Here is a 24,751-nt window from a genome sequence, read left to right on the forward strand (position 1 = left end):
CTTGCGATGACGCCATGATGATAGAAGAATCCCGTCAACGTTCTAAAGCATACGGCCTGTCGGAAGCTGAAAAGCCCGATTTTAGTCCCATAGGACGGCCCGATCTAGCGCTATTGCTGGATCAAAACCGCATACTGCACACGCATGCGATTCCGGTGATGGAAACGCTATACGAGCAAATCATTAACACCCATAACATGGTGATCCTGACCGACGTGAACGGTCTGATCGTGCATACGCTGGGCGATGATGACTTTCTGGAGAAGGCCAACCGCGTCGCCCTGAAACCTGGCGTCACCTGGTCCGAGGCCAGCAAAGGCACCAATGCCATTGGGACGGCGATTGCAGAACAGTTGCCAGTGCAGATTCATGCGCATGAACATTTTTTGGTCGCTAATCACTTTCTGACCTGCTCCGCCGCGCCAATTCTGGATCACCGCGGCAATGTTATTGGCGTGCTGGATGTAACAGGTGACCAGTCCAGCTTCCATAAGCACACGATGGCGCTAGTGCGCATGTCGGCGCAGATGATAGAAAATCATCTTTTTTTAGCTGCATTTCAAGATGCCATCACGCTGCATTTCAACACCCGCCCCGAGTTTGTCGGCACATTGATGGAAGGTATAGTCTCGTTTTCACCTAGCGGTAAGTTTTTATCTGCCAATCGCACCGGATTGTTCCAACTTGGGCTGCCGATGTCGGCCTTGCAATCGCATACGTTTAGCTCGCTATTTGGTTTATCAATTACCGCTTTATTCGACCATTACCGCACTGCCATGCCGGGCTTATTGAACCTGTGCATGCCTAGTGGCGTGCGGGTGTATGGCCGGGCGCAATTACATGTCGCAAATAATGCTTTTCACCGTTCGGTCGAATTAGTCCGGGCCAACGCTGCGACCGAGCCCGAGGCCCACAAACCAGCCGTTGCGGGTAAGACCGCCGACAATCGCACCAGTCAGATCGCACGCCGGATGTCTGGACTACGCTATCTGAATACCGGCGATCCTCAGGTCGCCGCGCTAATCGAAAAGGTTAACAAGGTACTTGGACGCGATATTCCCATTCTGATCATGGGCGAGACCGGCACCGGAAAAGAGTTACTGGCGCAGGCAATTCACAATGATTCACCGAGGGCCAGCGGGCCGTTTGTCGCGGTCAATTGCGCATCCATCCCGGAGACGCTGATTGAGTCCGAACTATTTGGCTATGAGGACGGTGCGTTTACCGGTGCCCGTAAAAAGGGCGCGGTCGGTAAGATATTACAGGCCAACGGCGGCACCCTGTTCCTTGATGAAATCGGCGATATGCCGTTCAGTCTGCAGTCGCGGCTTTTACGCGTATTGCAAGAACGCATGGTCACGCCGCTGGGAAGCACTAAATCGATCACAGTAAATGTTGAATTGATCTGCGCGACTAACCGCAACCTGCGTGACTTGATCACCAAAGGCGAGTTCCGCGAGGATCTCTATTACCGTTTGAACGGTCTGGTGGTGAAGTTGCCGCCGTTGCGCGAACGTACCGATATGGACATCGTCGTAGAAAAGATTTTGATCGCCGAGTCCGCGAGCGAGCGATATACGGTAGCGCCGGAAATCATGGCGCTGTTCAAGTTGCATAACTGGCCGGGAAATTTCCGCCAACTGACCAACTTGCTGCGCACGGCTATCGTCATGGCAGACCAACAGCATGAAATTCAGCATCAGCATCTGCCTGATGACTTTTTGGAAGATATTGAGCTAGCCCGTGCCAGCGAGCAGACCGATAATACAAAATGGCTGGTATCGAGCGGTGCCAATCTGGAGCAGGTAGAGAGATCGGTCATCGAGAAAGCACTGGCCTCGCATGGCGGCAATGTATCGGCTACCGCCAGAGCGCTGGGCGTGTCGCGCAATACGATCTATCGCAAAATTCCCTTGGCAAAATAGGTCCTCTTCAGCTGCACATTTAGCGCGCCATGATGGATTCAGCGCGATGTGCAACCGTGCACCACTTGCAACGACTTGGTAAGTGAGCGATTAACCTGCCCTCTTCCCCCTTGACTATTTAGGCAGCGCGAACCAGCAAACACTGGTTCGCGTTTTTTGTTGGGGCCTACTGCCGAGATATCAATCTATCCCCGCAGGCTCGCGTGACACCGGCACGGTACACCCGTCACTCTGCGGCGGACTAACGTAAATTCTCGCGCTGAAGCACCCGGTCGCAACCTTTAAATGGTTCGCTGATCGCTATGATATTTGCGCTGCAGGAAAAAAATGGCTACCGACTGCAGCAGTCGCTAGCCAAATCACCTGGGAGGAGGAGAGATTCTGTCCGTCTTCAACGGCGCCTTAACCCCGAACCTTCGTGCGCATAGTGCACATAGTGCGCGTCGTCAGTATGGTGCGCTTGTCGAGGTTTGAAGAACGTGTATCGATTGTACCGCTATACAAAATTGATGCTGGCGTTGATATAAATTAAAACGGCGATGTTAGTAGGAACTGTCTGCAAAATTGCCTGCTAATTGCACCTCAGACACCGGCGGGATGCAGGTCGATGTCTGAGGTAGTTTCTAGCCGATGCGAATAACTGCTAACCAAATTTTACTTAGCGCTAAGTTTGAAAACCCAGACTGAACCGCCTTGTTCAATCGTGTTGATTTTCTTGGCAACTTCACCGCCCCACAAAGGTACGGCCCCACCCCAGCCTGAAACAACGGCGACATACTGCGTATCGCCATCTTTCCATGTTACCGGCGGTGCTACGACGCCTGAACCGGTCTGGAATTTCCACAGTTCTTTACCTGTCGTTGCATCAACTGCTTTCAGGAAGCCTTCTGGTGTGCCATAAAATACTAATCCGCCAGCCGTGGTCATAACACCACCCCATAGAGGCGCGTTATTTTTGATTTCCCAGACAATTTTGCCTGTCTTAGGATTGATCGCACGCAATGCACCGATGTAATCGTCATTGATCGGGCGGATAGTAAATCCAGCGCCCAGATATGCACTACCTTTTTTGTAGCTGACTGGCTCATTCCAGATATCCATGCCCCATTCGTTAGCAGGTACATAGAACAATTTAGTTTGTGGGCTATACGCCATCGGCATTTGATTTTTACCACCGAGGAACGCAGGCGCTACGAAAGATGTCGTGCCTTTCTTGCCTTCTTCACCCTTGGTCGGATCGCCTGGACGACCTGTTTCAAGATAGTTAGGACGACCTGTTTTCAGATCGATACCAGAGGCCCATGTGATTTTTTTCACAAAAGGAAATGCATTTTCCAGTTTGCCGTTTTTGGCGTCGATGACATAGAAAAAACCGTTACGATCGGCTTTACCGCCGTAGCGCTTGCCGTCCATATCAAAGGTGACAAACTCGTTCACACCGTCATAATCCCAGCCATCGTGCGGCGTAGTCTGATAGCTCCACTTGATTTGTCCTGCATCCAGATCCAGCGCAACGGTCGAAGAAGAGTACAGATTATCACCAGGACGTAAATGGCTGTTCCATGGTGATGGATTACCTGTTCCGAAGTAAGCTAAGCCAGTCGATGGGTCGTAAGTACCGCCAAGCCAGGTTGCGCCGCCGCCGGTTTTCCACAGATCACCAGGCCAGGACTTATTGACCGTGCCGGTAATACCGTTTTCGGTCGCTTTGCCATCTTTGTCGTATTTATAGCCCATATGACCTTCGATCATAGGACGCGACCATACCAGTTCGCCGGTGCGTGGGTTGCGTGCATCGACACGGCCCACAACGCCGAACTCACCGCCTGAAACGCCGGTCAGCAACAAACCTTTGGCGATAAGGGGCGCAGCCGACATTGAATAGCCTGCAGCGTAATCCGCGACTTTTTCTTTCCATACGATCTTGCCGGTGTCTTGATCCAACGCAATCAACTGCGCATCGAGCGTGCCGAAAATCACCAGATTGTCGTACAAAGCTGCGCCACGGTTAACCACATCGCAACAAGGCATAATGCCGTCTGGCAGGCGATGTTCATATTTCCACAATTTGGTACCGGTCTTCATGTCAATCGCGTAGATGCGCGAGTACGAACCGGTCACAAACATTTTGCCGTTATAAATCAGCGGTTGCGATTCCTGACCGCGCTGCTTTTCACCACCGAACGAAAACGACCAGGCTGGTGTAAGCTTGCTCACGGTCTTGGTATTGATCTGAGTCAGTGTGGAGTAACGCTCCCCTTCGGTACCCATGCCCCATGACAAAACCGTATTCGGTGCTTTGGCATCATTGGCAATCATCGCGTCGGTGACGCCCACTTGTGGCACCGCAAACGCGCTGCTTACAACCGCGCCGAGCAGTACTCCCATCAGCTTCTTATGCATGTCATCTCCTGTTTATCTATCAAATATTTTTTGGTTACCTGCGGGCTTTTTTGTAACTCCCCACCACCCATAGGCAAGGCGCATGCCACCGGTGTGGTACAGGCGTTTAAGGGCGTTACAGGGCATTTGCCGGGCTAAAGGCTAAGGATGTGTCTGGAGACCTGCGCTAAAATTAAGCAAGTGTTTCAGAACAGAACAAGCAAACAGCGCATAATTATGGGAGTGATGTTGCGAGTAATTGCAGGGAGTTACGGTGATTTCGCATTTTGCATAAAAAAAGCAGATAAGGAGCAACCCTTATCTGCCGAATCAAAACGCACTGGTCAAATACCTGATTCGACCGCTGCAGTAGTTGCGCCGCAGCTAGCACAGCCACGCGCGGTCAGGAGTAAATAACCCGTGTGAAGTGAAGCGAAAAGGTAGGGGCTTTGCCCTCACCGATGACTTGAAAAGCGCGCCGGTCCAGATGTAAGCGCGCCCGGTCATTAAAACGTGTGCTTGATACCGACTTCAACTGCTGTCGTTGTTTTACCGCTGGTAGGCAGGTATAGATTATTATTTGCCACGCCGAATGCTGAGCCCACGGTGTAGCCGCTACCCGCTTTTACGCCAGCCACCAGACCATACAACGTGGTGCGCTTGGATAAAGAATAGTCATCACTAACGATGATTGATTTCGAGTTATCGCTGGAACCGACTTTATTGCTGGAGTAGTAGTAAGCCAGGGTCGCCGTGTTAGCCACTGACGTGCGGTAGTTCACACCTGCGCCATACACGCGATACTGAGCCAACTCTGCACCAGTTCCAGGATTTTTGTTTTTGTTGTTCAGGTAGTTCAGCGTCAATGTCGCGTCGCCGATGGCGTAGCCAGCACCGAGACTGTATTTTCTGGTCTGCACACCGGTGCCACCGATCGCGCCTGCCCGCTGACCGTTGTCCGATTGATAACTTGCCGACAGCGTTACAGGCCCGCTATAGACAGCACCTAATGAGATAACGCGATTGGCTGCATTGCTACCGGCGACCTCGCCAAAACTATACGAACCACTCAGATTCACATCTGCAATTTTGGTGCTTAGTGCCAACGCATTAGCCACGAAAACATCAATCGGCGCGTTTGAATTGGCGGGAGCAACCGCTGTGCCAACATTGATCGGGCTCTGTGTCAGTGCCCATGAAATCAGACCTGAAAAGGTTTCTTTCAAGCCACGGGGATCAGTCGCTGCAAACGCTAGAACTGCAGGTGAATACTGCTTACCCAGCGTCATAGTGCCGTAACTGTTAGACAGTCCGACGTTGGATTGGCGTCCGAACAAACCGCCCCACTGACCGCCTTGACCCGTGCCGGCGAAGAAATGTCCCTCAAGATTGAAGTTGGCTTTTAAACCGCCGCCTAAATCTTCGGTCCCCTTGAAACCAAAAATACTCGGCGTCACGCCACCGGTGTTCAGCGCGATGACACTACCGGTACCGCCGGTTGGTTTTTGCTGGTTGTTGACGTAAACCACGCCCGCATCCACCACACCGTAAATCGTGACGGACGATTGCGCCTGCGCGATACCTGCAACGGCACTTAATGCCATTACTGCAGCGAGGGATGTTTTACGCTTTAATATTTTTTTCACAGAAGTCTCCTTGGTCCATTTTATTTTCAATTCCGCGACACGTTTAAGCTGATGCGGCATCAGGCACATGGCAAAAGCCATGCCAGCGCATGCGTCATCTCAAGCGCAAAATAAAATTTTCTGCCGCATAAATCTGTGCAAGAGCGCGATACTAAAAGGCAGATTCAAGCAACATTTCATTCCCAAGGAAGGCTTTAAATCCGCGTCGCGAGCAACGTTATTGCAATGCAATATTGGCCGTGCTGAAGGGGTATTTTTTACGCTGAATTAATCTAATAACAGCCTAAAGAAGACATTGAACGGCAACCAGCGCGTATCAGTAGCTGCGTAAATATGTATCACATAAGACGCAACCTGTTCATTATTTGATCGCTTTCATGAACAGTGGCGTTTGCTTGCAGGCGCTCAAAAAACGATGGCACATATATTGCACTAGCTTTGAAAAAAGAGACCGCTAAAACGTCGGCCATTCGACATCCGTTTAGTTTAGCTTGGCTTGGTTGTCCCTCAGTTGCGCTCCGGTTGTGCACTCAGTTGCGCACTTTTTAAATACTCTAAGGTCCTCGATGCGCCATTGGTTAATTGTTTTTACCCTGTTGATAGCCGCAGGCTGGACCGCGTCGTCCTCAGCGGGAGAAATGACGCATGCGGAACTGGTCAAGCGCTTTCCGCAGCCTTATATCATCGGAGAAAAAGATAGTGCGATACCGGTCTGGCCTATCTTTAAACAAAACGCGACAGCTAATGAACTGGTTGGCTATGTGTTCGAATCAATCGACCTGGCGCCGATTTCCGGATTCTCGGGATTGCCGATCAATTTGCTCATCGCACTGGATCCCAAAGGTAACTTCATCGACGTCAGTGTTCTTTCGCATCATGAGCCGGTGTTTCTGGACGGCCTGGGGGAAGCACCAATGTTTCAGTTCGTCAGCCAGTATAAAGGCCTGTCGCTCTTTCAAAACATCAAAATAGAAACACAAAAAAATAACACCAACAAGCCGCATGGCGTAAACGTTTATCTGGATGGTGTCACCAAAGCCACCGCTTCGGTGCGCATCATGAATCAAACGGTTCTTTCGGCGGCCCTGAAAGTAGCGCGCAAAAAACTCGGCTTCGCAGAGGGCCGGGACCCTGATTTAATTGCACGGGTAAAAAAAGATTATTTTGTACCAGCCAGCATCGCGCAGCTAATCGATTCCGGACTGATCAAGCACTTGGTCGTGCGCAACCGCGAGGTTGAGCAAAAATTTAAAAGTACCAACGGCGCGGGACTAGACCCCGATGCGCTGGCGCAGCCCGATGCAACCTTCATTGATCTTTACCTTGCGCTGGTATCGGTGCCCGGCATCGGCCGCAATTTGCTAGACCTCAAAAGTTGGGGCAAGCTAAAAAACCGTCTGGAGGACGGCGATCACGCGATTCTGGTGATGACCAAAGGGCGCTACGGCATTCTCAGCGATACATTCGTCAGCGGCACCATTCCTGATCGCCTGCAACTGCAGCAGGATAAGCTGCCGATAGAAATGCGCGACCTGGATCTGGACCTCGCTCTGGCTAGCAATAGCGATTTGAAAATGGATTCAATCAAAGTATTTCGGGTGATCAGCCAGTCCGGCTTGGACCCTGCGCACCCACTAGATTTTTCATTAGCGGTGACCCGCAACCGCGGCATCATATATCCGGAACGTATCACTGAAAATTTCCCCTTCAGTTTTGAACTGCCAAAGAAGTTTTATCAGGAAGCGGAAGCCGACGCCAAGTCATGGAAAGGTATCTGGATCAAGCGTTGGTGGGAAATTACGCTACTTATCACCGGCCTCACCGCTCTCGCGATTGCGTTGACGTTTCAGAAACGGCTTACTAAAAACGGTGCAGCGTTTGTTTGGTTCCGCCGTGGATTTCTGAGTTTCACGCTGCTGTTTATCGGTTGGTACGCGCAAGGACAATTATCCATCGTCAATATCACGGGCTTCTTGCAGGCATTGATTGGTGGGCGCAGTCTGGATTTCTTTTTATATGATCCGATGACGGTAGTGTTATGGGGATTTGTCGCCGTGTCTTTGGTCATATGGGGACGCGGCACATTTTGCGGTTGGTTATGTCCATTTGGCGCACTGCAGGAATTTATCGGGAAGCTGGCTCAACTGCTTAGAATCCCGCAACTCAGGATCAAAACAAACACCGACGCACGGCTCAAGCGCATTAAATACGTGGTGCTCTTCGGCATCCTTATCAGCACTTTTATCTCCACAAGATTAACCGATACCCTGGTCGAGGTGGAGCCGTTTAAAACGGCGATTACGCTTAATTTTGTTCGCTCATGGCCGTATGTCGTGTATGCAGTCGGACTTTTGCTTGCCAGCACGTTTGTCTATAAATTCTTTTGCCGTTATCTGTGTCCGTTTGGCGCTGGGTTGGCCGTGCTAGGCCGCTTCCGACTTCTGGACTGGATACCGCGCCGCAAGGAATGCGGAACCCCGTGCCAGACCTGCCGCCATCGCTGCGATTATCAGGCGATAAAACCGGACGGAAAAATTGTCTACGAAGAATGTTTTCAATGCATGGATTGCGTCGTCATTTATGAAAGTGACGATAAATGTGCGCCTTTGATCATGGAGAAAAAACGCGCCCGGATTATTCCTATTCAACCGGCACCCGTTAATCTTTAAAGGAAAATCAACATGAAACGTCGTACATTTATCTCGGGTTCCGTCGGCAGTGTCGTAGCGGGACTGGCAGGATTAGCTAGCTGGCAGTTTTTGCGACCGCAGGCTGTCGCTGGTGTTATAAGCCGGAGCGCCGAGCTGCCTTCGGGCCTGCATTTGTTCGCCGGTGCTGATCTGGCATTCGGTACGACGATAGGGATTCAATTGCTGCATCATGATCAACGCCAGGCTGAACTGGCGATAGAGGATGCATTTCATGAAGCGAAAAAAATTGATGCGTTGATGAGCATCTATAGCGAACAGAGTCAGGTGTTTCAACTGAATCGGGATGGCCGACTATCCGATCCCGATCCGCATTTGCTGGTCGTACTCAAAGAAGCACAACGGCTGTCGGTACTAACCGAGGGCGCATTCGACATAACCGTGCAGCCGTTGTGGATAAAATTTAGTCAGGCGGCAAAGTCGCACACCCTTCCTCCCACTGACGAGGTACGGCATGCGAAATCGCTAGTAAACTGGAGAAATCTATCGGTTAGCCCTGCCCAAATTGCATTTAATAAACCCGGTATGGCCATTACCTTGAACGGCATGGCACAAGGTTACGCGGTCGATCTGGCGCTCGCCGCCATGCAGTCGCGTGGCATCAGGCATGCGCTGCTGGACACCGGCGAATTTATTTCTACCGGCAATAAGTCGGCGCAACGCCGATGGACCGTCGGCGTGCAAGATCCCCGCGATGCCAGCGCATTCACTGCCGCGTTGCAAATGGATGGGCGCAGCGTAGCGACGTCGGGCGATTATGAAACTACATTTACGCCTGACTTTGTCCACAACCATATATTTGACCCGGCCACTGGCGACTCGCCACTGGAATTAGCCAGCGTTACTGTCGTGGCACCCACCGGTTTGCTGGCCGACGGCATGTCGACAGCGCTCTTTGTATTGGGATCAAAGAAAGCGATGGCGCTTGCCGCCGAGACCGCCAATGTGGACGTGCTACTAGTGGACAAGCAAGGGAAAACCTGGAAAACGCGTACCTTGCGCGAAACGTTGGCATAAAGCCCTATCCAAATGAAGTGGTATTGCGTTGCATATTCAATTATTGCCGATTGGTGTTGCACACGGTCAATAGGTGCCGCTTGTTGTTGTTTTTATTGATCTTGCGGGGAAGAAAACGCGGATTGATATCGCTTTACAAAAGCATTAAAGACGGTTTTCAGGCACTATTGAGCATTGGTAATTAAATTATTTCAATTCAATACATGGCATTTAAACAAACCCGCCTTCATCCCGTTCCTGCCCTCCGCGCCGTTGTAGAAGAATATGAAGACGCTGACTTCGGCACGCGCCATATTCATCTGCGCACCGACGATCAGGAAATGGTATTTTTGGTGGCTTTTCCTACCATTCCCGACACTAGCGACGGTCGGGCGCACATTCTCGAACATTTATCGTTATGCGGATCCGCACATTTTCCGGTCCGTGATCCGTTTTTCTCGATGACCCGGCGTTCGCTGGGCTGGATGAATGCACTCACTTATCCGGAAAAAACTGTGTATCCGTTCGCAACGACCGATCGGACCGACTTTTTCAATTTACTCGATGTCTATCTGGATGCGGCATTCTTTCCCACGCTTGACTACTATGACTTCTTGCAGGAAGGATGGCGTTTGGCCTTTGAAGACGGCAAGCTGGTGTATCAGGGCGTCGTTCTCAATGAGATGAAAGGCGCGTTCTCAGACCCTGTCCGCGCACTGGATCATGGCATCAATCAGCACTTGTTCCATAACACTACTTATATGGTGGAGTCGGGCGGCGACCCTCTTGCCATCCCAAATTTAACCCATGCCGCCTTAAAAGCATTTCACGCAAAACATTATCATCCTTCGCAGGCGGTCTTCATGACCGCCGGGAATGTTGACGTTCGCGCGGTACAGGCGATTATTGCCGAACGCGTGCTCACCAAACTGCCCGGCCGTTCAGAACGCATGTTGCCGCAATTGGCAGCGCCATGGGATGCGCCTAAAAATGCCACTATCGTCATTCCTGCACAGGAAGGAAACGATAGTAAATACGGATTTCAGATGAGTTGGTTGATGGGTGAGTCGTCCGACCCGGTCGGCAATATACGCGCAAGATTACTGGAGGCAGGCTTACTTGGCGATGCATCGGCACCCTTGTCACGTGCCATGGAATCGGCGGGATTTGGCCGCCCTTCTGCACTTAATCATGCCGAAACCAGTTCGCGTCAAATCACCTTTCACGTGGGCATGGAGGGTCTCAAAAAATCGGAAGTCAGCAAAGCCAGAACCCGTATCTGGAATGCCCTGGAACAGGCTGCGGTGGATGGCGTGCCGACCTCAACGCTGTCGGCCAGTTTACGCGACTTACGCTTCCATCAACGTGAAATTAAGGGAGGTGGATTGCCGTATGGCTTGCATCTGTTACTGAATGCGTTGCCATTTGAAATGAATGGCGGCGACATCCTGCAGGCCTTTGATGTCGAGCCGGCCTTACAGCAATTTGATGAGCAGATTAAAGACCCCGCGTTCTTTAAAGAACTGGTCGCATCGTTGCTGAACTCCCCGACCCGGCTGGAGTCCAGCGTTTTAGCGGATGCCAGTTACGGCACCGACCGGATCCAGCAAGAAACAGCACGTTTGGCAGAAATTGAAAGCAACCTCACCGCCCAAGATCGGTCTCGCATCGCGAACGAATCTGCCGAATTATTGCAGCGCCAGCGTCAAGTGATGAACAAGGATATCTTGCCGCGTATCCGTCCTGCTGATGTCACGCCGATGGCCAAACCGGGTTTTCCGATTCCCCTGGCCGATCAAGGCGTGATCAGCCTGCCGATTGCCTCAAACGGTGTCAGTTACGCGTCAATTCTATTCAACGTTTCCGACCTTCCTGCGGATGAATGGTGCTGGCTCAACTTATACGCCGGTCTGGTCCCCGACCTTGGCGTGGGTACCCGGAACTACGAAGACGCGAGCGCCTGGCGCCAGGATCTGGTACCCGACTTCGAGGTCAATCTGGAAGTACATCAGCCGCTCGATGCCGCCGCCCCGTTACGGATTGCGATGGAGTTCTCCGCCAAGGGTTTGAAGGAGGAGCAAGATCACATCCGCATGGCGCTGCAGGATACGATCACTGGCGTGCGCTTCGATGAGAGCGAACGGCTGGCGTTTTTGATCGACAGCATGATACGTGATGTCCAGAGCGATCTTGCCGAAGATGGGAGCCGCTACGCTGCGCTGGCCGCTTCCGCTCCGTGGTCGCGCGCCAGTCAGTTTGAGGAGGCAGTGTTTGGTGCGTCCGGATTGCCTTTCTATCGTTACTTGCAAGAGCAGATAGCCAGCAAAAAAGGAATTCAGGCGATTGCCGACCGACTCATAATATTGCATCAAAAAATCGTTGGCAGTCCCGTCACGGTATTAGTCGCAGCGGAACCCCAGGTTGCCGTGCTATTTGGCCAGTCATTCGTTAAAGCGTACACAAACAATCCACGTTCACCAGGCGGTCCGCAACGCTTTGCAGCGCTGCCTTCCGCTAACGCCGCACTGCATGCTACCGCGCAGGTCAATCATTGTTTCGCAGTATGGGCGGGGCCGACTATTGCGGAACCGGATGCGGCGTTTGTATCGGTGCTGGCAGAGTTGATGACCAACGAGGTTTTACACAGAACCATTCGCGAGGAAGGCGGCGCTTATGGCGCGCAAGCCTCACATGCGGTGGGATCAGGGTTGTTCAAGATGACCTCTTTCCGTGACCCGCGCCTGTCTGCGACCTATGCAGATTTTGAACAAGCCATTGCGTGGGTGCTGGCCTCGGAACTGTCCGCAGAAAGTATCGAAGAGGCGATTATCAGTGTCGTGCAATCGATGGACCAGCCACGCTCCCCTTATGCAGAAGCCCATAACAGTTGGGCGCGCAAGCAGATCGGCGTGACAGAAGCAATGCGGATAGCATATCGCCAAAACGTATTGCGCTGCACCGCGAACGACCTTAAGGAGGCCGCCGCAAAATGGCTGGTCGATAAGGTACCTAGCCGCGCGGCATTTGTAGGTAACACCGATCAGGATTTGACCACGCTTACGTTAACCAGATTGGCATCGCTGATTTAATAGCGCCTCAAGGACTGGTTGAAACAGTCCATCACTGCAACTTACCGGGTGCAGCGATGGACCGAATTAATGCCACAAAAGATACGATTGGGCCGCTTAGCGGGATGTACGCAGTCCGCGATTCACCCCGTGGTCTACATCAATACTTCTTAAAATGATAAATCTAATGTTTGACCAGTATGGCGAAACTACTAAGCACCGAAAGCGACAGCCCGAATACACGTTTTTAAAACGGGGGTATTTCTCAACAAATTTGAGATTTATTTGGGCAATCATCGCTGCAAACGCGCTAACGTAGGACGTCTTATGGCATTTAAAACTGTACTGTCCCGTCGCGGTCACGAATATTTACTCGCGCTGCTAGTCGCCTTCAATGTGCTATTGCTGGTCGGGTTGTGGGTCGGAATTCAGATCTATACAAAGAATGAACGCATAGCCGCTGTTCGTTCTGCAAGTGGTGATATGGATAACCTGGTGCGTAGCTACGAACAATATATTTTACGCACTCTGCATCATGATGACGAGGTAGTAAAATTTATCAAGTTCCAGTATGAGAGTAACGAAGGTGTAATCGACCTGCCCAATTTTGTTGAGCGCGGCCTGCTGTCATCGGACATCCTGACGCTGGCGTCAGTTATTGACGCCAAAGGCAACCTTATCGCTACCTCGCGTCGGCAACCCATCGAAAAAACCAATCTGCACGACCGTGAGCATTTTCGGGTTCACATAGACGCTGACTCGCAAAAAATGTTTATCAGTAAGGTCGTGCGGGGTCGTATTTCGGGTGCGGAGACATTGCAAATGACGCGTCGCCTAAACCATGACGACGGTAGTTTTGCAGGAGTCGTGGTCCTGTCAGCGACGCCATCAACTTTCACTGATTTTTATAATAAAGCTGATTTTGGCACCCATGGCATGGTTGGCTTATTGGGAACCGATGGCGCTTATCGCGCAATCCGTATCGGCGATGCGGAGAAGAGCAAGATCTCCGTTAATTTCCTCGATACACTCGCCATGCTCACCGCTGCGCATAAATCTGAAGCCTCCGTCGTCCTTAGCGCGATTGATAAAACGCCCCGCGTTACTGCCTATCGGATGCTATCCGAATACCCCCTGATGGTCAGTGTCGGTATCTCGATGGATGACGTTTTGAGAGACGTTAATCTCGCTGCAGTGACGCATTACCGATGGGCTGCCGGTGCTACTGGCATCATCCTTATATTTTTGTTCGTCACTGGCTTACTCGCCTTTCAGCTAAAAAAACACCAGATAAAAATGGAGTTTCTGGCGGGACATGACTCTCTGACGCAACTGCCCAATCGCCTGCTATTTTTACGCCATTTACAAAGCGCGATGGACCTTTTCCCCGCGCAAAGCGGCGGTACCGCCGTACTGTTTATCGATTTGGATAACTTTAAAAACATAAACGATAGTCTGGGACATGAGACCGGGGATCAGATGCTTTGTGCGGTCGCCCGACGCTTGCAATCATCGGTGCGATCAACCGATACCGTATACCGTCTTGGGGGAGACGAATTTACGGTCATATTAAATAATTTCACCAATGATCGATTGGCAGTGTTGGCGAGCATTCGTATCCTCACCGAACTGGAACAGCCATTTACAATTAATGAGCGATTCTTGTCGATTGGTGCCAGCGTTGGGATTAGCCGATATCCATTAGACGGCAATACAACCTCAGAAATATTGCAGCACGCGGACATGGCAATGTATCAGGCCAAGACCGAGCAAAAAGGTGCGTATCGCTTCTTTTCGGCACGACTGGGGAATGAACTGGCCGACCGCCTGACGCTGGAACAATCAATCCGCGTGGGCATATCGCGGCACGAATTCTTCTTGAACTATCAGCCCAAGGTTGATTTGCAAACTGAGAAAATTGTTGGATTTGAGGCGTTGATGCGTTGGCGGCATCCGTCGAAAGGAATAGTACTGCCGGGAGAATTCATACCTGTCGCCGAGACCACCGGCCTTATCTTACCGTTGGGACGGCAAGCTATCGAAATGGCTTGCTCACAAATGCAACGCTGGCATCAGGCAGGTTTGGGCTGGATTCCGGTTGCAGTCAATGTCTCTGCGCGGCAATTTAACAGCGATCATCTGGTCAAGGACATCTTGGCCGCACTCGCGAAATACGGGGTGCCCTCATCCGTACTGGAAGTCGAGTTGACGGAGAGTCTGGTCATGGATGACCCTGTGATAGCGGAAACCATTCTGCTAGAACTCCGGGCAATCGGCATCAAGATATCGATTGACGATTTCGGAGCGGGTCATTCATCACTGGCGTCCCTGATGCACTATTCGGTGGACTGCCTGAAAATTGATCGCGCGTTCATCCAAAACAGTTCCACTGAAATTATTCGTGCGGTTATTTCTTTAGCCAAAAGTTTTGATTTGCAAGTAGTGGCCGAGGGTGTAGAAACTAGCACGCAGCGGGATATGCTGAAGGGGCTTTCTTGCGAAATTGCGCAAGGTTATTTCTATAGCATGCCCGTGACAGCCGAGGAGGTGCCAGACCTCCTGCTAAAGTTTTCAGGTACAAACCCTTTGGAGATTTTAGGCGATGATTATCAAGCGACACCGGCCCGAAAACATGAGGCATGATGAGGTGAAAGCGGATGTCTGGGACGCTTCACGTCATCCAGCCCCGTTCGCGCGTCACTGCGCAATCGCCCCGCGCTTACCTGTAGTCCGACATCCCTCAACGAGCCCTGCGTAAGCTCCGCTGAAAGCTCGTCCTTCAGGACGAAGTAAATAATCCACTATGCAGCAGGACCCTGCTGAGGCAGACCGGAAAGTGGCGGCGGGTTTAGATTCTCGCCCGCGCTCTCGGATGGCCTTGCTATCAGAGGCAGGGGACGCGCATCCTTGAATTTACTGGTGAGAAATTCGGCGATACGTCCTTGCGTGGATTCCAGATACGGGATGTTGCTATGATCAGAATCAGGGATAGTTTCATCCCTCGGTGTGGTCGTCAGCTTTGCGACCAGTAAGTCGGTATGCGACGCAGGAACCACATCGTCACTCGCAGCACGAATGATAAATGTCGGGGCCGATAACAACGGTGCGTGTTTGACTGAATCAAAACGATGCCGCAGAACAAACCCTGGTATGGAAGGAAAGCGCCGCTTGGCAATGGCTAATATAGAGTCATAAGGCGTAATCAAGACCACCGCCGCAACGGGCCTGCTGACAGCCAACTGCACCGCCACGCCCGAGCCAAGACTGCGTCCCACCACCGCGATTTGCCCCGGCGCGATATGCCGATGCTCCATCACCCAATCAAACAGCATGTGGGCGTCTTCAATCATTTTGAGTTCGCCGGGGATGCCCTCAGAATCCCCGTAGCCGCGATAGTTAATTGCCAGCACCGTCATGTTCGGGAACATTCTCCAGGCATCTCGCGCGACCCATGAGACCTCTTCCGAGCGTCCGCCAAAATACACAACAGCAGGATGCGGCCCCGCTGCCCGGGGAGTAAGTAGCCAACCAGAAAGGCGCGTTCCATCCATGCTACGCAACACCACAGGTCGCGTCCGATGCCCGATGCTGCGAGGACGCTCGACTTCCTTGATACGAACTGGTTTGAAAATGAGTTTGCGTTGAGTAACAGCAACTGCGGCGGTAAAAACGAGCCACCCAAGGGCGACGATGCCCCCCATTCCCGTCATTTTTTTGTATTTGATGGGTTTCATATGACTCATTGTACTGACGTCTTGTGGATGCCGCGACGATTCAATCGTCAGGAATTGTAACGGCGGCGAAGCTCATCCGGTTCGCACCATCGGGCGCGCTCTGCGTTGCGCACAGTCTCCGTGTTGTTGCGCCGACAGGTACTGAGACAGCTAACTAATGACCAAACCCGGCTGCGTAGTGGGCGCAAGCGTGGCTTCGGCGATTGACTGACACCATTCCCCATTCCGCAGTCTTCTAAAAAAGCTTGAGGCAATGAAAAGCCCGCTAAGTCGATGACTTAGCGGGCCGGGATAATTATTGAAGTATCAGTTCAAATTAGAACGGAATATCGTCATCCATATCCGAGAAGTTCGGTGCCGGGCGTGAGGCTGGTGCCTGTGCCGGACGGGATGGCGCTTGCGCCGGGCGCGCCGGGGTGCTGTTGCCGGATGGTGCGTTATTGTATGACGATCCACCGCCCGCGCCACCACCGCTTTGACGTGGGGCATCGCCGCCATCGTAACCGCCGTCATCCATTGATGCGCCACCCTGACCCTGACGACTGCCCAGCATTTGCATGGAGTCTGCAATGATCTCGGTGGTGTAACGCTCTACGCCTTCTTTATCTTGCCATTTGCGCGTTTGCAGACGACCTTCGATATAAATTTGCGAGCCTTTTTTAAGGTATTGACCGGCGATTTCGGCTAGCTTGCGATAGAAAGTAATACGATGCCATTCGGTCAACTCTTTCTTTTCCCCACTATTTTTATCTTTCCAGCTTTCCGTCGTCGCAACAGCGATGTTGGTTACCGCTTCGCCGTTGGGCATGTAGCGGGTTTCGGGATCTCGGCCCAGATTACCGACGATGATGACTTTATTGACCGACGCCATATATTTCTCCTCAATTTTGGTTAACTAAATTTAATGTGTAACCGCGCTGGCTGGCTTACCACGACGCGGTAAATTTTTCATACCGGCAGCGATTATAAGCCAACCGAGCGTTGAAATCGCGCCCAAGATGAATACAGATGGCGTTCCAAGGTGTTGCTTAAGCAAACCGCCTAACGCACCGCCACAAAATAACCCCAACGCCTGAAGAGTATTGTAGACCCCGAGCGCGGCACCTTTGGCGCCTGGCGGAGCGATGCGCGAGACCAGTGAGGGCTGGCTGGCCTCAAGTACATTGAAGGCGATAAAAAAGGCCAGCAACAGGCCTACCAAAAATGGCCAGTAGACTGCGGCTTGCGAAAACGCCAGCCACATACCGATTTGGACTGCTAGCAACAGCGCAATGGCGGCGACAAATACCTGTTTCATCCGACCCTGCTTCTCGCCAATAAAGACGGGTGGCAACATCAACACGAATGAAATCAGGACGACCGGCAAATAAATTTTCCAGTGTTGCGTGACTGGCAAGTCAGCGTACTGCACCAACGCTGACGGCATAACAACAAACATTGCCATTTGCGTTAAATGCAAAGAAAAAACGCCGACATTCAACCGCATCAATTCGCCATTGCGCAATATCTCGGACCACGCGACGCGCTTGGGCTTTACCATCGGTGCGTCGGGTACACCAAAAATTATCATGGCAATTGCTGCCAACGACAATACGCCCGTAACGACAAAAATGCCGCCCATGCCGACCCACTCAAAAAGCAATGGCGACAGGATCATTGAGAGAGCAAAAGTCAGCCCGATTGAGCCACCCACCATTGCCATCGCCTTGGTCCGATGCTCTTCCCGGGTCGAGTCGGCGATAAAGGCCGTTATCGCCGCCGAGATCGCGCCAGCACCCTGGACCGCGCGGCCAATAATGACCCAATAAATGTTGGGGGCAGCAGCGGCGATGAACGATCCGATGGCAAACAGAATCAACCCGATAATGATGATCTTTTTGCGGCCGTATTTATCTGATGCGGCACCAAAAGGAATTTGCCCGAATGACTGCGCCAGGCCATATATCCCCATGGCAAGACCAACCAACGTGGCACTTTGACCTCCGGGGAGGGTTTTGGCATATACCGAAAATACCGGCAGGATCAAAAACAATCCCAACATCCGCAACGCAAAAATCGACGCGAGTGAGGCGCTCGACCGAATTTCGGCGCGATTCATGCGACTACCTTCGATAACAGATTGATCTGCGGTCTTATCCAGGTCTGTGCCTGTTTCTATGGCGGTCGCGGTATTTGGGAACGAACTGGTCATGTTGGAGAAAGTAGCGCCTGGTTGTTAAGGCTGGTAATCGGAGGACTCATCGGTGAAAAGACATCGGTTGCGGCAGTCGTTGATACGCTCACACATGGAATCTGGCTACGCTGTAAGTATGTAAGCGCATGGAACGTAATGCAAACGATGCAAATCAAGATTCAATATCATAGCAGGGAAAGACAGCGACGCATGACAGCAGTGAAGAGTGCAGTTAACACCGAAGGCAATCGATAAGGCAAGTTTAGCGATTTATTTATTGCCTTACTGCACTCTGAGGAGGTTAGTCGAGCATGCCATAAGCAGCAGTATTGCCGAGTCAGCAGACGAACACATTCGCTGCTTGCCTACGGTTTTAACTGCACTTAGTTCAGTCCCCAGTTTCGTCCCCTCTCGGTAACGCTGGCCTGTTTTTCGAGAGTAAGAAGTCGACGCCTTCAATAAGATTGCCATCGGGTAAAACTGTGACAGCCCGCGGGCCGGGATCGGCCAGATCAAACTGTTTAAATTGCCACGGAGCGATTTGTAAATAGTACAGGCCATGGGTCACCGCAGGAACGGTGTAGTAGCCATCCGAACTAGTGGTAATCGTCGTCACTAATTGATGATTAAGATCCAACACCTCAATCACGACATCCCCTAAGCCACGTTTTTTGGTTTTATCGACTAGATACACGGTGCCATCAATGTCACTTGTCATGATTACCGGAAAATCAAGTTCAGCCACCGTACCAGGTCGGAGAATCAAACGCACACCTTTGCGCTGCGATACCCAGTAAGGGTCCTCCAAAGTTTGCGAATCGATCGCGATGTCAACATTTTCTCGGGTAGGCAAGTGATCCAGCCAAGCGATTCCTGCGGCATTGGTGCGGCTCTGCGACCGGTTTCCGTTTACCGTAATGCCGACGTTCGGGAGTAGTTTGTCCTCGGCGTCCAGGATGCCATTGTCATTGTTATCTAAAAAAACCCTTACCGATGCAGCGCCGCTGTTGGCTTTAGGCAGCGCATCAAAATGCCACTGTGCTTGTCGCGGTTCGCGCCCCATTGCCAGAAATAGTTGCAGCCCCGCAGTAAGGGTGCCGTGACTGGAATAACTGGCGCTAAGGCCTAAACCGTAACTGCCCAAGCTTTTATTCAGGGCTGCGGTGTATAACGTTTCGGCGCTGCTTACTGCACGTGCCAGACCCAGAGTGAGCAGGTAAGCCTGTCCGAAACGGTGGTCGCCTGAAAGTGTCAGCGAATTAAGTTTTGCTTGCGGTTGTATGCTATAGCCCAGCTGGCCGTTCAAACCCAGGTCGCCGACCCTGCGGCTGAGTTGCAGGTTGCCGTTAGCGCTGCTACTGTTGTATGCGCTTTGAAAGATGATTTGGTTGGATATCGCGGTACGGTCCAGATAGGCGGAGACCCGCGCACTCACAGACAGACTACTACTTCCCGAAAGAAACTTATCGCGCTGAAATTCAACGCTCATTGGCAGGCGCGGTAAAAACCCGGTTGTGAGCGCGCCATCCAGTCTAAGGTTGTCACGCGTTTGTAAGGGGTCGCTAGTGTTGGAAAAAACTTGGCTGCTGAATTTATTGAAAAGCAGATGGTTATAACTGACAGCGAGGCTCCCGATCCTGGTTTTGAGTTCTGCATCATTGAGCCAACCGCCATTCGATGAGTGGGAAAAATTGTTACTCAAGATGAATGATTGCCAAAAACTGCGTAGACCCACGCTGGTGTACATCTGAGGGGGGAGATTGCTCAACAATCCTGCTGGCATGTGGATGACCGCACCGGTAGCCATCAGATATTTGTTGAGGCCCCACTCAAACTGTCCCACCGAGCGCAACGCCCCGGAGTCGTCGCGCTGAGCTGTGATGTTGTAATAAAACATGCCAGGCGGCGTGCTGGTCTGATCTATCAAAAAACGCTGATTTTCAATGCGCTGTTGGCCCAATGGACCGTGAAATACCAGTCTGAAGTCATTCTCGCCATACGTCAGTGGCAAATCGTCAAAGCTATAGCGGCCGTCTGCGCGGGAATTTTGCAAAGCAACTAAAGCATTATTAAAATACAGTTCTACGTCCCAGCCTGGCGGTAAGTCGCCTTGGAAGGTATGGCGGTCAAAGCTGGTAGGTTGGTTTAGCGGGCGATTACTTAGCATCACGCCATAACTGTTGCCAGTGAGGTTGGTGCTACCAATGTTAGCTACGCTGGGCGTGCTGACACCGCTGCCAAATATTACCGAGCGCGCGCGCAACGGTCCCAACAATCCGGCATCAGGGTCGTTGCGCCCGAGCGTGAAGCGGAGATCCGGGGTTGGCTTTTGCTGGCTGCTGCTGACATATAACGCCGACTCCATACCCAGCAAATCTGGGGTCATATACGCGGTGTAGTTGGCATTTATCTGGCGCGCACCATTGCCGCTGCTGCTGGCCAGTCTCAGCGTCTGATCGATGAATGGCACTCCCAACAATCGGTAAGGCAAGGCTTGGCGTGGGTAGTTGGGGACTTGATAGGTGCTGGCTTGATTAGTGATTTTGGCGCCCAGACGTTGACGGTCTAGCCGGTCCTGCAAGGGCAGCCGTTCTCTTGGCTTGACACGTAGATACAGATCCGAAAGATTCACTTCAAGATCCAGAGGTAGCCAGCGCGCCAGCAGCGTGGTTGCAATATAAATATCGCCGCTATGAACGCTGACTTGCCTTGGATCAAAACTTTGAGTCTGACCGTTCAATGTGACTTTGGCCTGTGTGAGACTTAGACTGAAAGTGCGCGCTTCACGCAATATAAAACCATCTGCAGTACCTTGTGCGGGATTGGTATTGATGGCCAGGGTTAGCAGCTGGGCCAGTTCCTCAAGGGGTAAAAACGTCTGCCCCCCATATTGATAGGCAGTCATCGACTCGGCCAGCACGTCGGCATCGAGCCGGACGTCGAGCAGTATCGCACTACGGTCGTCAGACTGGAATGTGGTAACCGTGGGCACTGGCGTTTCGGCGAGTGTTATGCCAGGCCCAATCAGGAAAAAATATAGAATTAGCGTAGCGGCATAGCGTCGGAAATAGCGTTTCGGTTCAAGGGATTTCAAGGATGGCTTCAGCGATTAACTTACCGCCTGCATCTGGCCGCTCCCGGAAGGTAACATGCACGTTGCCGCCTTTGAGTGCCAGTCCTGCGGGCATCTTCAGGCTCAACTTAACGCGACGCAGGGCGTTGGGTGCGTAAACCGCTACACCACCAACTGTGCCGATGACACTTTCCTTTCCGCCATGCGGGGTAAAGCTAGCATTCAGATCGCCATATACTGAGCTATTGCCGCTGCGTTCCATTACCATCGCCAGCATAAAGCCGTTGGTAGCTTCTGGCTTGAGTATTGTCAGACCCGAAAGTGTCACGTTAGCGCTGGTTTCACCTTGACGCACGATAAGCGGAATCGTGGCGCCAATCAGGGCGGTCAACGACATGCCGATGTTGGAACTAGGGTTGCTCTGCGCGTCGATACTAGTAACACCATCGACGTCCGGCAGTCGGTCAAACTGGAAGTGAGAGCGGTATTCTCCGGTTGCCAAATCGGTTGGTTTGCGCAGAGATATCCGCACAATTTGGCTGCGCCCCGGGGCCAACACTACTTGTCGCGGTGAGTAGCGCACTAACTTGTCGGAGAATAGCTCCCCAGGCAACGGGCTAGTGACCGGGGCAAACTCTCCGACGTCATTCATGCGCCGGTTGACTACGCTAATACGGTAGGTTGCGGTTTCTTGACCATTATTAATGAGCTCAAGTTGCGCCGCGCGTTGATTTTTTTCGAATACGATACGGGTTGGATACAGCATCAGGTCCGCCAGCGCTGGTCGCGGGGCCAGCATGATTAACGCTGCACCTAACAGTAATGCGCTAGCGCGATTGAAACTGGCCCATGCGGGTGCTGCTTTTGCACACTGCACAGCCTTAGGGGGAGCACTAAAAATGGGGTTCATCATGTAAATCCTATGGGGCTTGATGGCGATCACGAGTCTGCCGGGTTAATAACGCTGTCAGTTGTAGTTGGCCGTGACCGCAAACGTGCCGTTGTAGACACCGGGTTTCTGGTTGTTAGCAATGCCCAGCGTTGCGCCAATCGCAAGTGTTTGCGTCCCACTTAAACTTAACGTTCCCGTCAGACTCGGTTTGCTGGTGAAGTAATTGACAGTCATGCTACTTGTGCCGCTCGTCAGGAGCACCGTTCCATTAGCCGGTAACACGATGGAATAGGTCTGGTTTGGAAGACCATTGACAGTAAATTGTCCTGCGGAACCATTGTCCGATGAGAGCAAAATAACGTCACCCGTTTTGCTACGTAAGCCGGCGGCGCTGATCGTGACGCCGCCGCCGTAACCCGCGGCGAAACTGCCAAAGGACAGTGCCTGAACGTTAGTCAAAGACTGTACCTGAGTCTGAGCCTGAGCCTGAAAGACGGAAGTGCACATTAACCCACACACCATAGCAAACCAGAAACGATAATTTTTCAAAATAGTTTTCTCGGACCATCCCGACGGTTAGCGCTCAGTAGTCGCAAAAAAGGCGGGGAGTACCCGCCTTTGTAATTTTATTTGGGGACACTACAGACGACTGGAGCTGCCCCTGAAGGTGTGCGAAACAGGTTTAGTTGTATTCGACAGCAACTATGATATTGGCAGCATAATCAGCATGAAATGGTTGGCTTGCACCGACCGTCGCGGTACCGCCAACATAGATTGTTTGTGCCCCAGCGGTAAGTGTTCCGCCGTTGGTGGCAACAGTACCAGTGGTCGCATTCCCACCAGTAAAGTCACTGAAAATAGCCAGTGGCATGACGTCACCTGGCGTGGCGGTACTGGCCAGTGGAGTGTTAGTAAAAGAAATACTATAAGTAGAAACGCCATCACCAGTGACTGCAAATTGTGCAGCACTTGGCGCGACCCCGATGCTGGACAAGATAGTTCCAGATTTCGTACGAGCTCCGCTGGTGCTCACGGTAATAGTGCCACCTACGCCGGGTGCGAACGAACCAAATGCAAGATCACGTGTCTTGCTAATCGCGATCGGTACCAAAACCTTCGCGGTCGAAATAGAAGTAGCAGAAGCAGCGTCAGCGTAACTGTTCACGCCCAACCCGATGCTGAGAGCAACCGCAGTTGACAGTACCGTTTTCAAAACGCGACGGTTAAAAATTGTAGAGGTAGTATGTTTCATGGTGTATTCCCGGTTTTCATTGAGAGTTCCTTGTGGGAACGTTGCGCGACAATAACGATCAATGAAAAGTGGGAAACACAAGGTAGAGGTCAAGCGGGGACGCAAAGCATAAACAATCGCGCAAAATCTGCGCTGAGTGCACTTTCGGCGACCCCGCTGTCGTAGGCAGAAGCCGTTAGACCGGAAGCTTTGCGTCCCCGCTTTTCAACGAGTTTGCTATTATCGAGTTATTTTTTATTTAACAAATGTTGCTGTGGCGTAATATACACTCTTTTTACATTTTTGTTTAATTGGTTTTTTAAATAGCAGTACCAAGCTTCTGCCGTCACTCAGGTTTAGGACCAGTTGCCCAACTTGCCATCAAGCTGTTCAAATTCAGCAGATCGTACTGCCTCGGGAGGCATCCACATGGCAACCTCTTCAATTGATCCTGATGCAAAATATATCGCTAAATTTGTATTATCGTTGCCTTCGGTTCTGCACTTCGATAAATGAATGAATACATTGCCCCTTAATATGAGTGGTGATTCAAATCTACAACGTCGCTTTGAATTGCACTATATTTATAAAATAAAACTTTCAAAGCGACCTGCTTGCAGCGCGAAGCCATACCGCATCGTAACAATTCAGTTTTGTCTGAGAAGCGCCGCAACGCATCGTCACCAACTCAAAAATGCGGAGCCTGATATAGTACCGGGTTGACCGCTTTAGGGACTGTTACCTGGCAGTAAGATGATCTTGTAACGAATCAAGCCATTCCGTTCAGGCCATCCAACGTATGGCAGCACTGCACCGATGATGAGGTCGGGACCCTACCAAAATGCTGAATGCGAACATGCTGACTGAACGCGCGCGTCAAGCACCAATTAGACGACACGTGAGGCGAAACTGTATTGCTATTG

The 24,751-nt window shown here is 51.7% G+C and carries 14 protein-coding genes and 1 riboswitch; of the genes, 5 read left to right on the plus strand and 9 right to left on the minus strand.

Annotated elements, in window-relative coordinates; all coding sequences use genetic code 11:
* Positions 1 to 17: 17 nt before the first annotated feature.
* Positions 18 to 1,925 (plus strand): sigma-54-dependent Fis family transcriptional regulator, encoded by a 1,908-nt coding sequence (locus HAV38_RS07635; RefSeq protein WP_168054220.1) that lies wholly within the window; start codon positions 18 to 20, stop codon positions 1,923 to 1,925.
* Between the two features lie 654 nt (positions 1,926 to 2,579).
* On the opposite strand, the gene HAV38_RS07640 is transcribed toward HAV38_RS07635, so the two are convergent.
* Positions 2,580 to 4,313, minus strand: coding sequence for a PQQ-dependent methanol/ethanol family dehydrogenase (locus tag HAV38_RS07640; RefSeq protein WP_260326463.1), 1,734 nt, complete (start codon positions 4,311 to 4,313; stop codon positions 2,580 to 2,582).
* A gap of 500 nt (positions 4,314 to 4,813) precedes the next feature.
* Positions 4,814 to 5,953, minus strand: coding sequence for a porin (locus HAV38_RS07645; protein ID WP_168054056.1), 1,140 nt, complete (start codon positions 5,951 to 5,953; stop codon positions 4,814 to 4,816).
* A gap of 566 nt (positions 5,954 to 6,519) precedes the next feature.
* On the opposite strand from HAV38_RS07645, the gene HAV38_RS07650 reads away from it, so the two are divergent.
* From HAV38_RS07650 to HAV38_RS07665, 4 genes are all read left to right on the plus strand, one after another.
* A complete protein-coding gene (locus HAV38_RS07650; RefSeq protein ID WP_168054059.1) occupies positions 6,520 to 8,622 on the plus strand; it encodes a 4Fe-4S binding protein in 2,103 nt (700 codons plus the stop codon).
* A gap of 12 nt (positions 8,623 to 8,634) precedes the next feature.
* Positions 8,635 to 9,678, plus strand: a complete 1,044-nt coding sequence (locus HAV38_RS07655) for an FAD:protein FMN transferase (protein WP_168054061.1) — start codon at positions 8,635 to 8,637, stop codon at positions 9,676 to 9,678.
* Positions 9,679 to 9,881: 203 nt separating this feature from the next.
* Positions 9,882 to 12,746, plus strand: a complete 2,865-nt coding sequence (locus HAV38_RS07660) for an insulinase family protein (protein ID WP_168054063.1) — start codon at positions 9,882 to 9,884, stop codon at positions 12,744 to 12,746.
* Positions 12,747 to 13,052: 306 nt separating this feature from the next.
* Complete coding sequence (locus tag HAV38_RS07665) at positions 13,053 to 15,368, plus strand: bifunctional diguanylate cyclase/phosphodiesterase (protein WP_168054065.1); 2,316 nt, start codon at positions 13,053 to 13,055, stop codon at positions 15,366 to 15,368.
* 158 nt (positions 15,369 to 15,526) lie between these two features.
* Here the strand turns inward: HAV38_RS07665 and HAV38_RS07670 are convergent, their stop codons facing one another.
* The 7 genes from HAV38_RS07670 to HAV38_RS07700 form a co-directional block, all read right to left on the minus strand.
* Positions 15,527 to 16,459, minus strand: a complete 933-nt coding sequence (locus HAV38_RS07670; protein WP_168054067.1) for an alpha/beta hydrolase — start codon at positions 16,457 to 16,459, stop codon at positions 15,527 to 15,529.
* A 316-nt stretch (positions 16,460 to 16,775) separates the two neighbouring features.
* Positions 16,776 to 17,330: a single-stranded DNA-binding protein gene (gene ssb / locus HAV38_RS07675; protein WP_168054069.1), complete on the minus strand. Its 555-nt coding sequence runs from the start codon at positions 17,328 to 17,330 to the stop codon at positions 16,776 to 16,778.
* A gap of 30 nt (positions 17,331 to 17,360) precedes the next feature.
* The gene (locus HAV38_RS07680) at positions 17,361 to 18,557 is read right to left on the minus strand and encodes an MFS transporter (RefSeq protein ID WP_168054222.1); all 1,197 of its coding nucleotides are present in this window, start codon (positions 18,555 to 18,557) and stop codon (positions 17,361 to 17,363) included.
* 463 nt (positions 18,558 to 19,020) lie between these two features.
* Positions 19,021 to 21,726 carry an MSCRAMM family protein gene (locus tag HAV38_RS07685; RefSeq protein ID WP_168054071.1) on the minus strand — a complete coding sequence of 902 codons (2,706 nt, stop codon included), beginning with the start codon at positions 21,724 to 21,726 and terminating at the stop codon, positions 19,021 to 19,023.
* Positions 21,713 to 22,618, minus strand: a complete 906-nt coding sequence (locus HAV38_RS07690) for a fimbrial biogenesis chaperone (protein ID WP_245182255.1) — start codon at positions 22,616 to 22,618, stop codon at positions 21,713 to 21,715. Before HAV38_RS07690 ends, HAV38_RS07685 begins: the two co-directional genes overlap by 14 nt.
* A gap of 54 nt (positions 22,619 to 22,672) precedes the next feature.
* Entirely contained in the window at positions 22,673 to 23,104 is a 432-nt protein-coding gene (locus tag HAV38_RS07695; RefSeq protein WP_209216674.1) for a DUF4402 domain-containing protein, read from the minus strand.
* Positions 23,105 to 23,279: 175 nt separating this feature from the next.
* Positions 23,280 to 23,849, minus strand: a complete 570-nt coding sequence (locus HAV38_RS07700; RefSeq protein WP_168054075.1) for a DUF4402 domain-containing protein — start codon at positions 23,847 to 23,849, stop codon at positions 23,280 to 23,282.
* A 143-nt stretch (positions 23,850 to 23,992) separates the two neighbouring features.
* Positions 23,993 to 24,077, minus strand: a riboswitch (cyclic di-GMP riboswitch).
* Positions 24,078 to 24,751: the final 674 nt, after the last annotated feature.

This window comes from Glaciimonas immobilis (genome assembly GCF_011947285.1).
GTDB lineage: Bacteria > Pseudomonadota > Gammaproteobacteria > Burkholderiales > Burkholderiaceae_D > Glaciimonas > Glaciimonas immobilis.

Coding starts and splice junctions, on each gene's coding strand:
- HAV38_RS07635 (WP_168054220.1), top strand. CDS start 18: ATGATAGAAGAATCCCGTCAACGTTCTAAAGCATACGGCCTGTCGGAA.
- HAV38_RS07640 (WP_260326463.1), bottom strand. CDS start 4,313: ATGGGAGTACTGCTCGGCGCGGTTGTAAGCAGCGCGTTTGCGGTGCCA.
- HAV38_RS07650 (WP_168054059.1), top strand. CDS start 6,520: ATGCGCCATTGGTTAATTGTTTTTACCCTGTTGATAGCCGCAGGCTGG.
- HAV38_RS07655 (WP_168054061.1), top strand. CDS start 8,635: ATGAAACGTCGTACATTTATCTCGGGTTCCGTCGGCAGTGTCGTAGCG.
- HAV38_RS07660 (WP_168054063.1), top strand. CDS start 9,882: ATGGCATTTAAACAAACCCGCCTTCATCCCGTTCCTGCCCTCCGCGCC.
- HAV38_RS07665 (WP_168054065.1), top strand. CDS start 13,053: ATGGCATTTAAAACTGTACTGTCCCGTCGCGGTCACGAATATTTACTC.
- HAV38_RS07670 (WP_168054067.1), bottom strand. CDS start 16,459: ATGAAACCCATCAAATACAAAAAAATGACGGGAATGGGGGGCATCGTC.
- ssb (WP_168054069.1), bottom strand. CDS start 17,330: ATGGCGTCGGTCAATAAAGTCATCATCGTCGGTAATCTGGGCCGAGAT.
- HAV38_RS07680 (WP_168054222.1), bottom strand. CDS start 18,557: ATGAATCGCGCCGAAATTCGGTCGAGCGCCTCACTCGCGTCGATTTTT.
- HAV38_RS07690 (WP_245182255.1), bottom strand. CDS start 22,618: ATGATGAACCCCATTTTTAGTGCTCCCCCTAAGGCTGTGCAGTGTGCA.
- HAV38_RS07695 (WP_209216674.1), bottom strand. CDS start 23,104: ATGTGCACTTCCGTCTTTCAGGCTCAGGCTCAGACTCAGGTACAGTCT.
- HAV38_RS07700 (WP_168054075.1), bottom strand. CDS start 23,849: ATGAAACATACTACCTCTACAATTTTTAACCGTCGCGTTTTGAAAACG.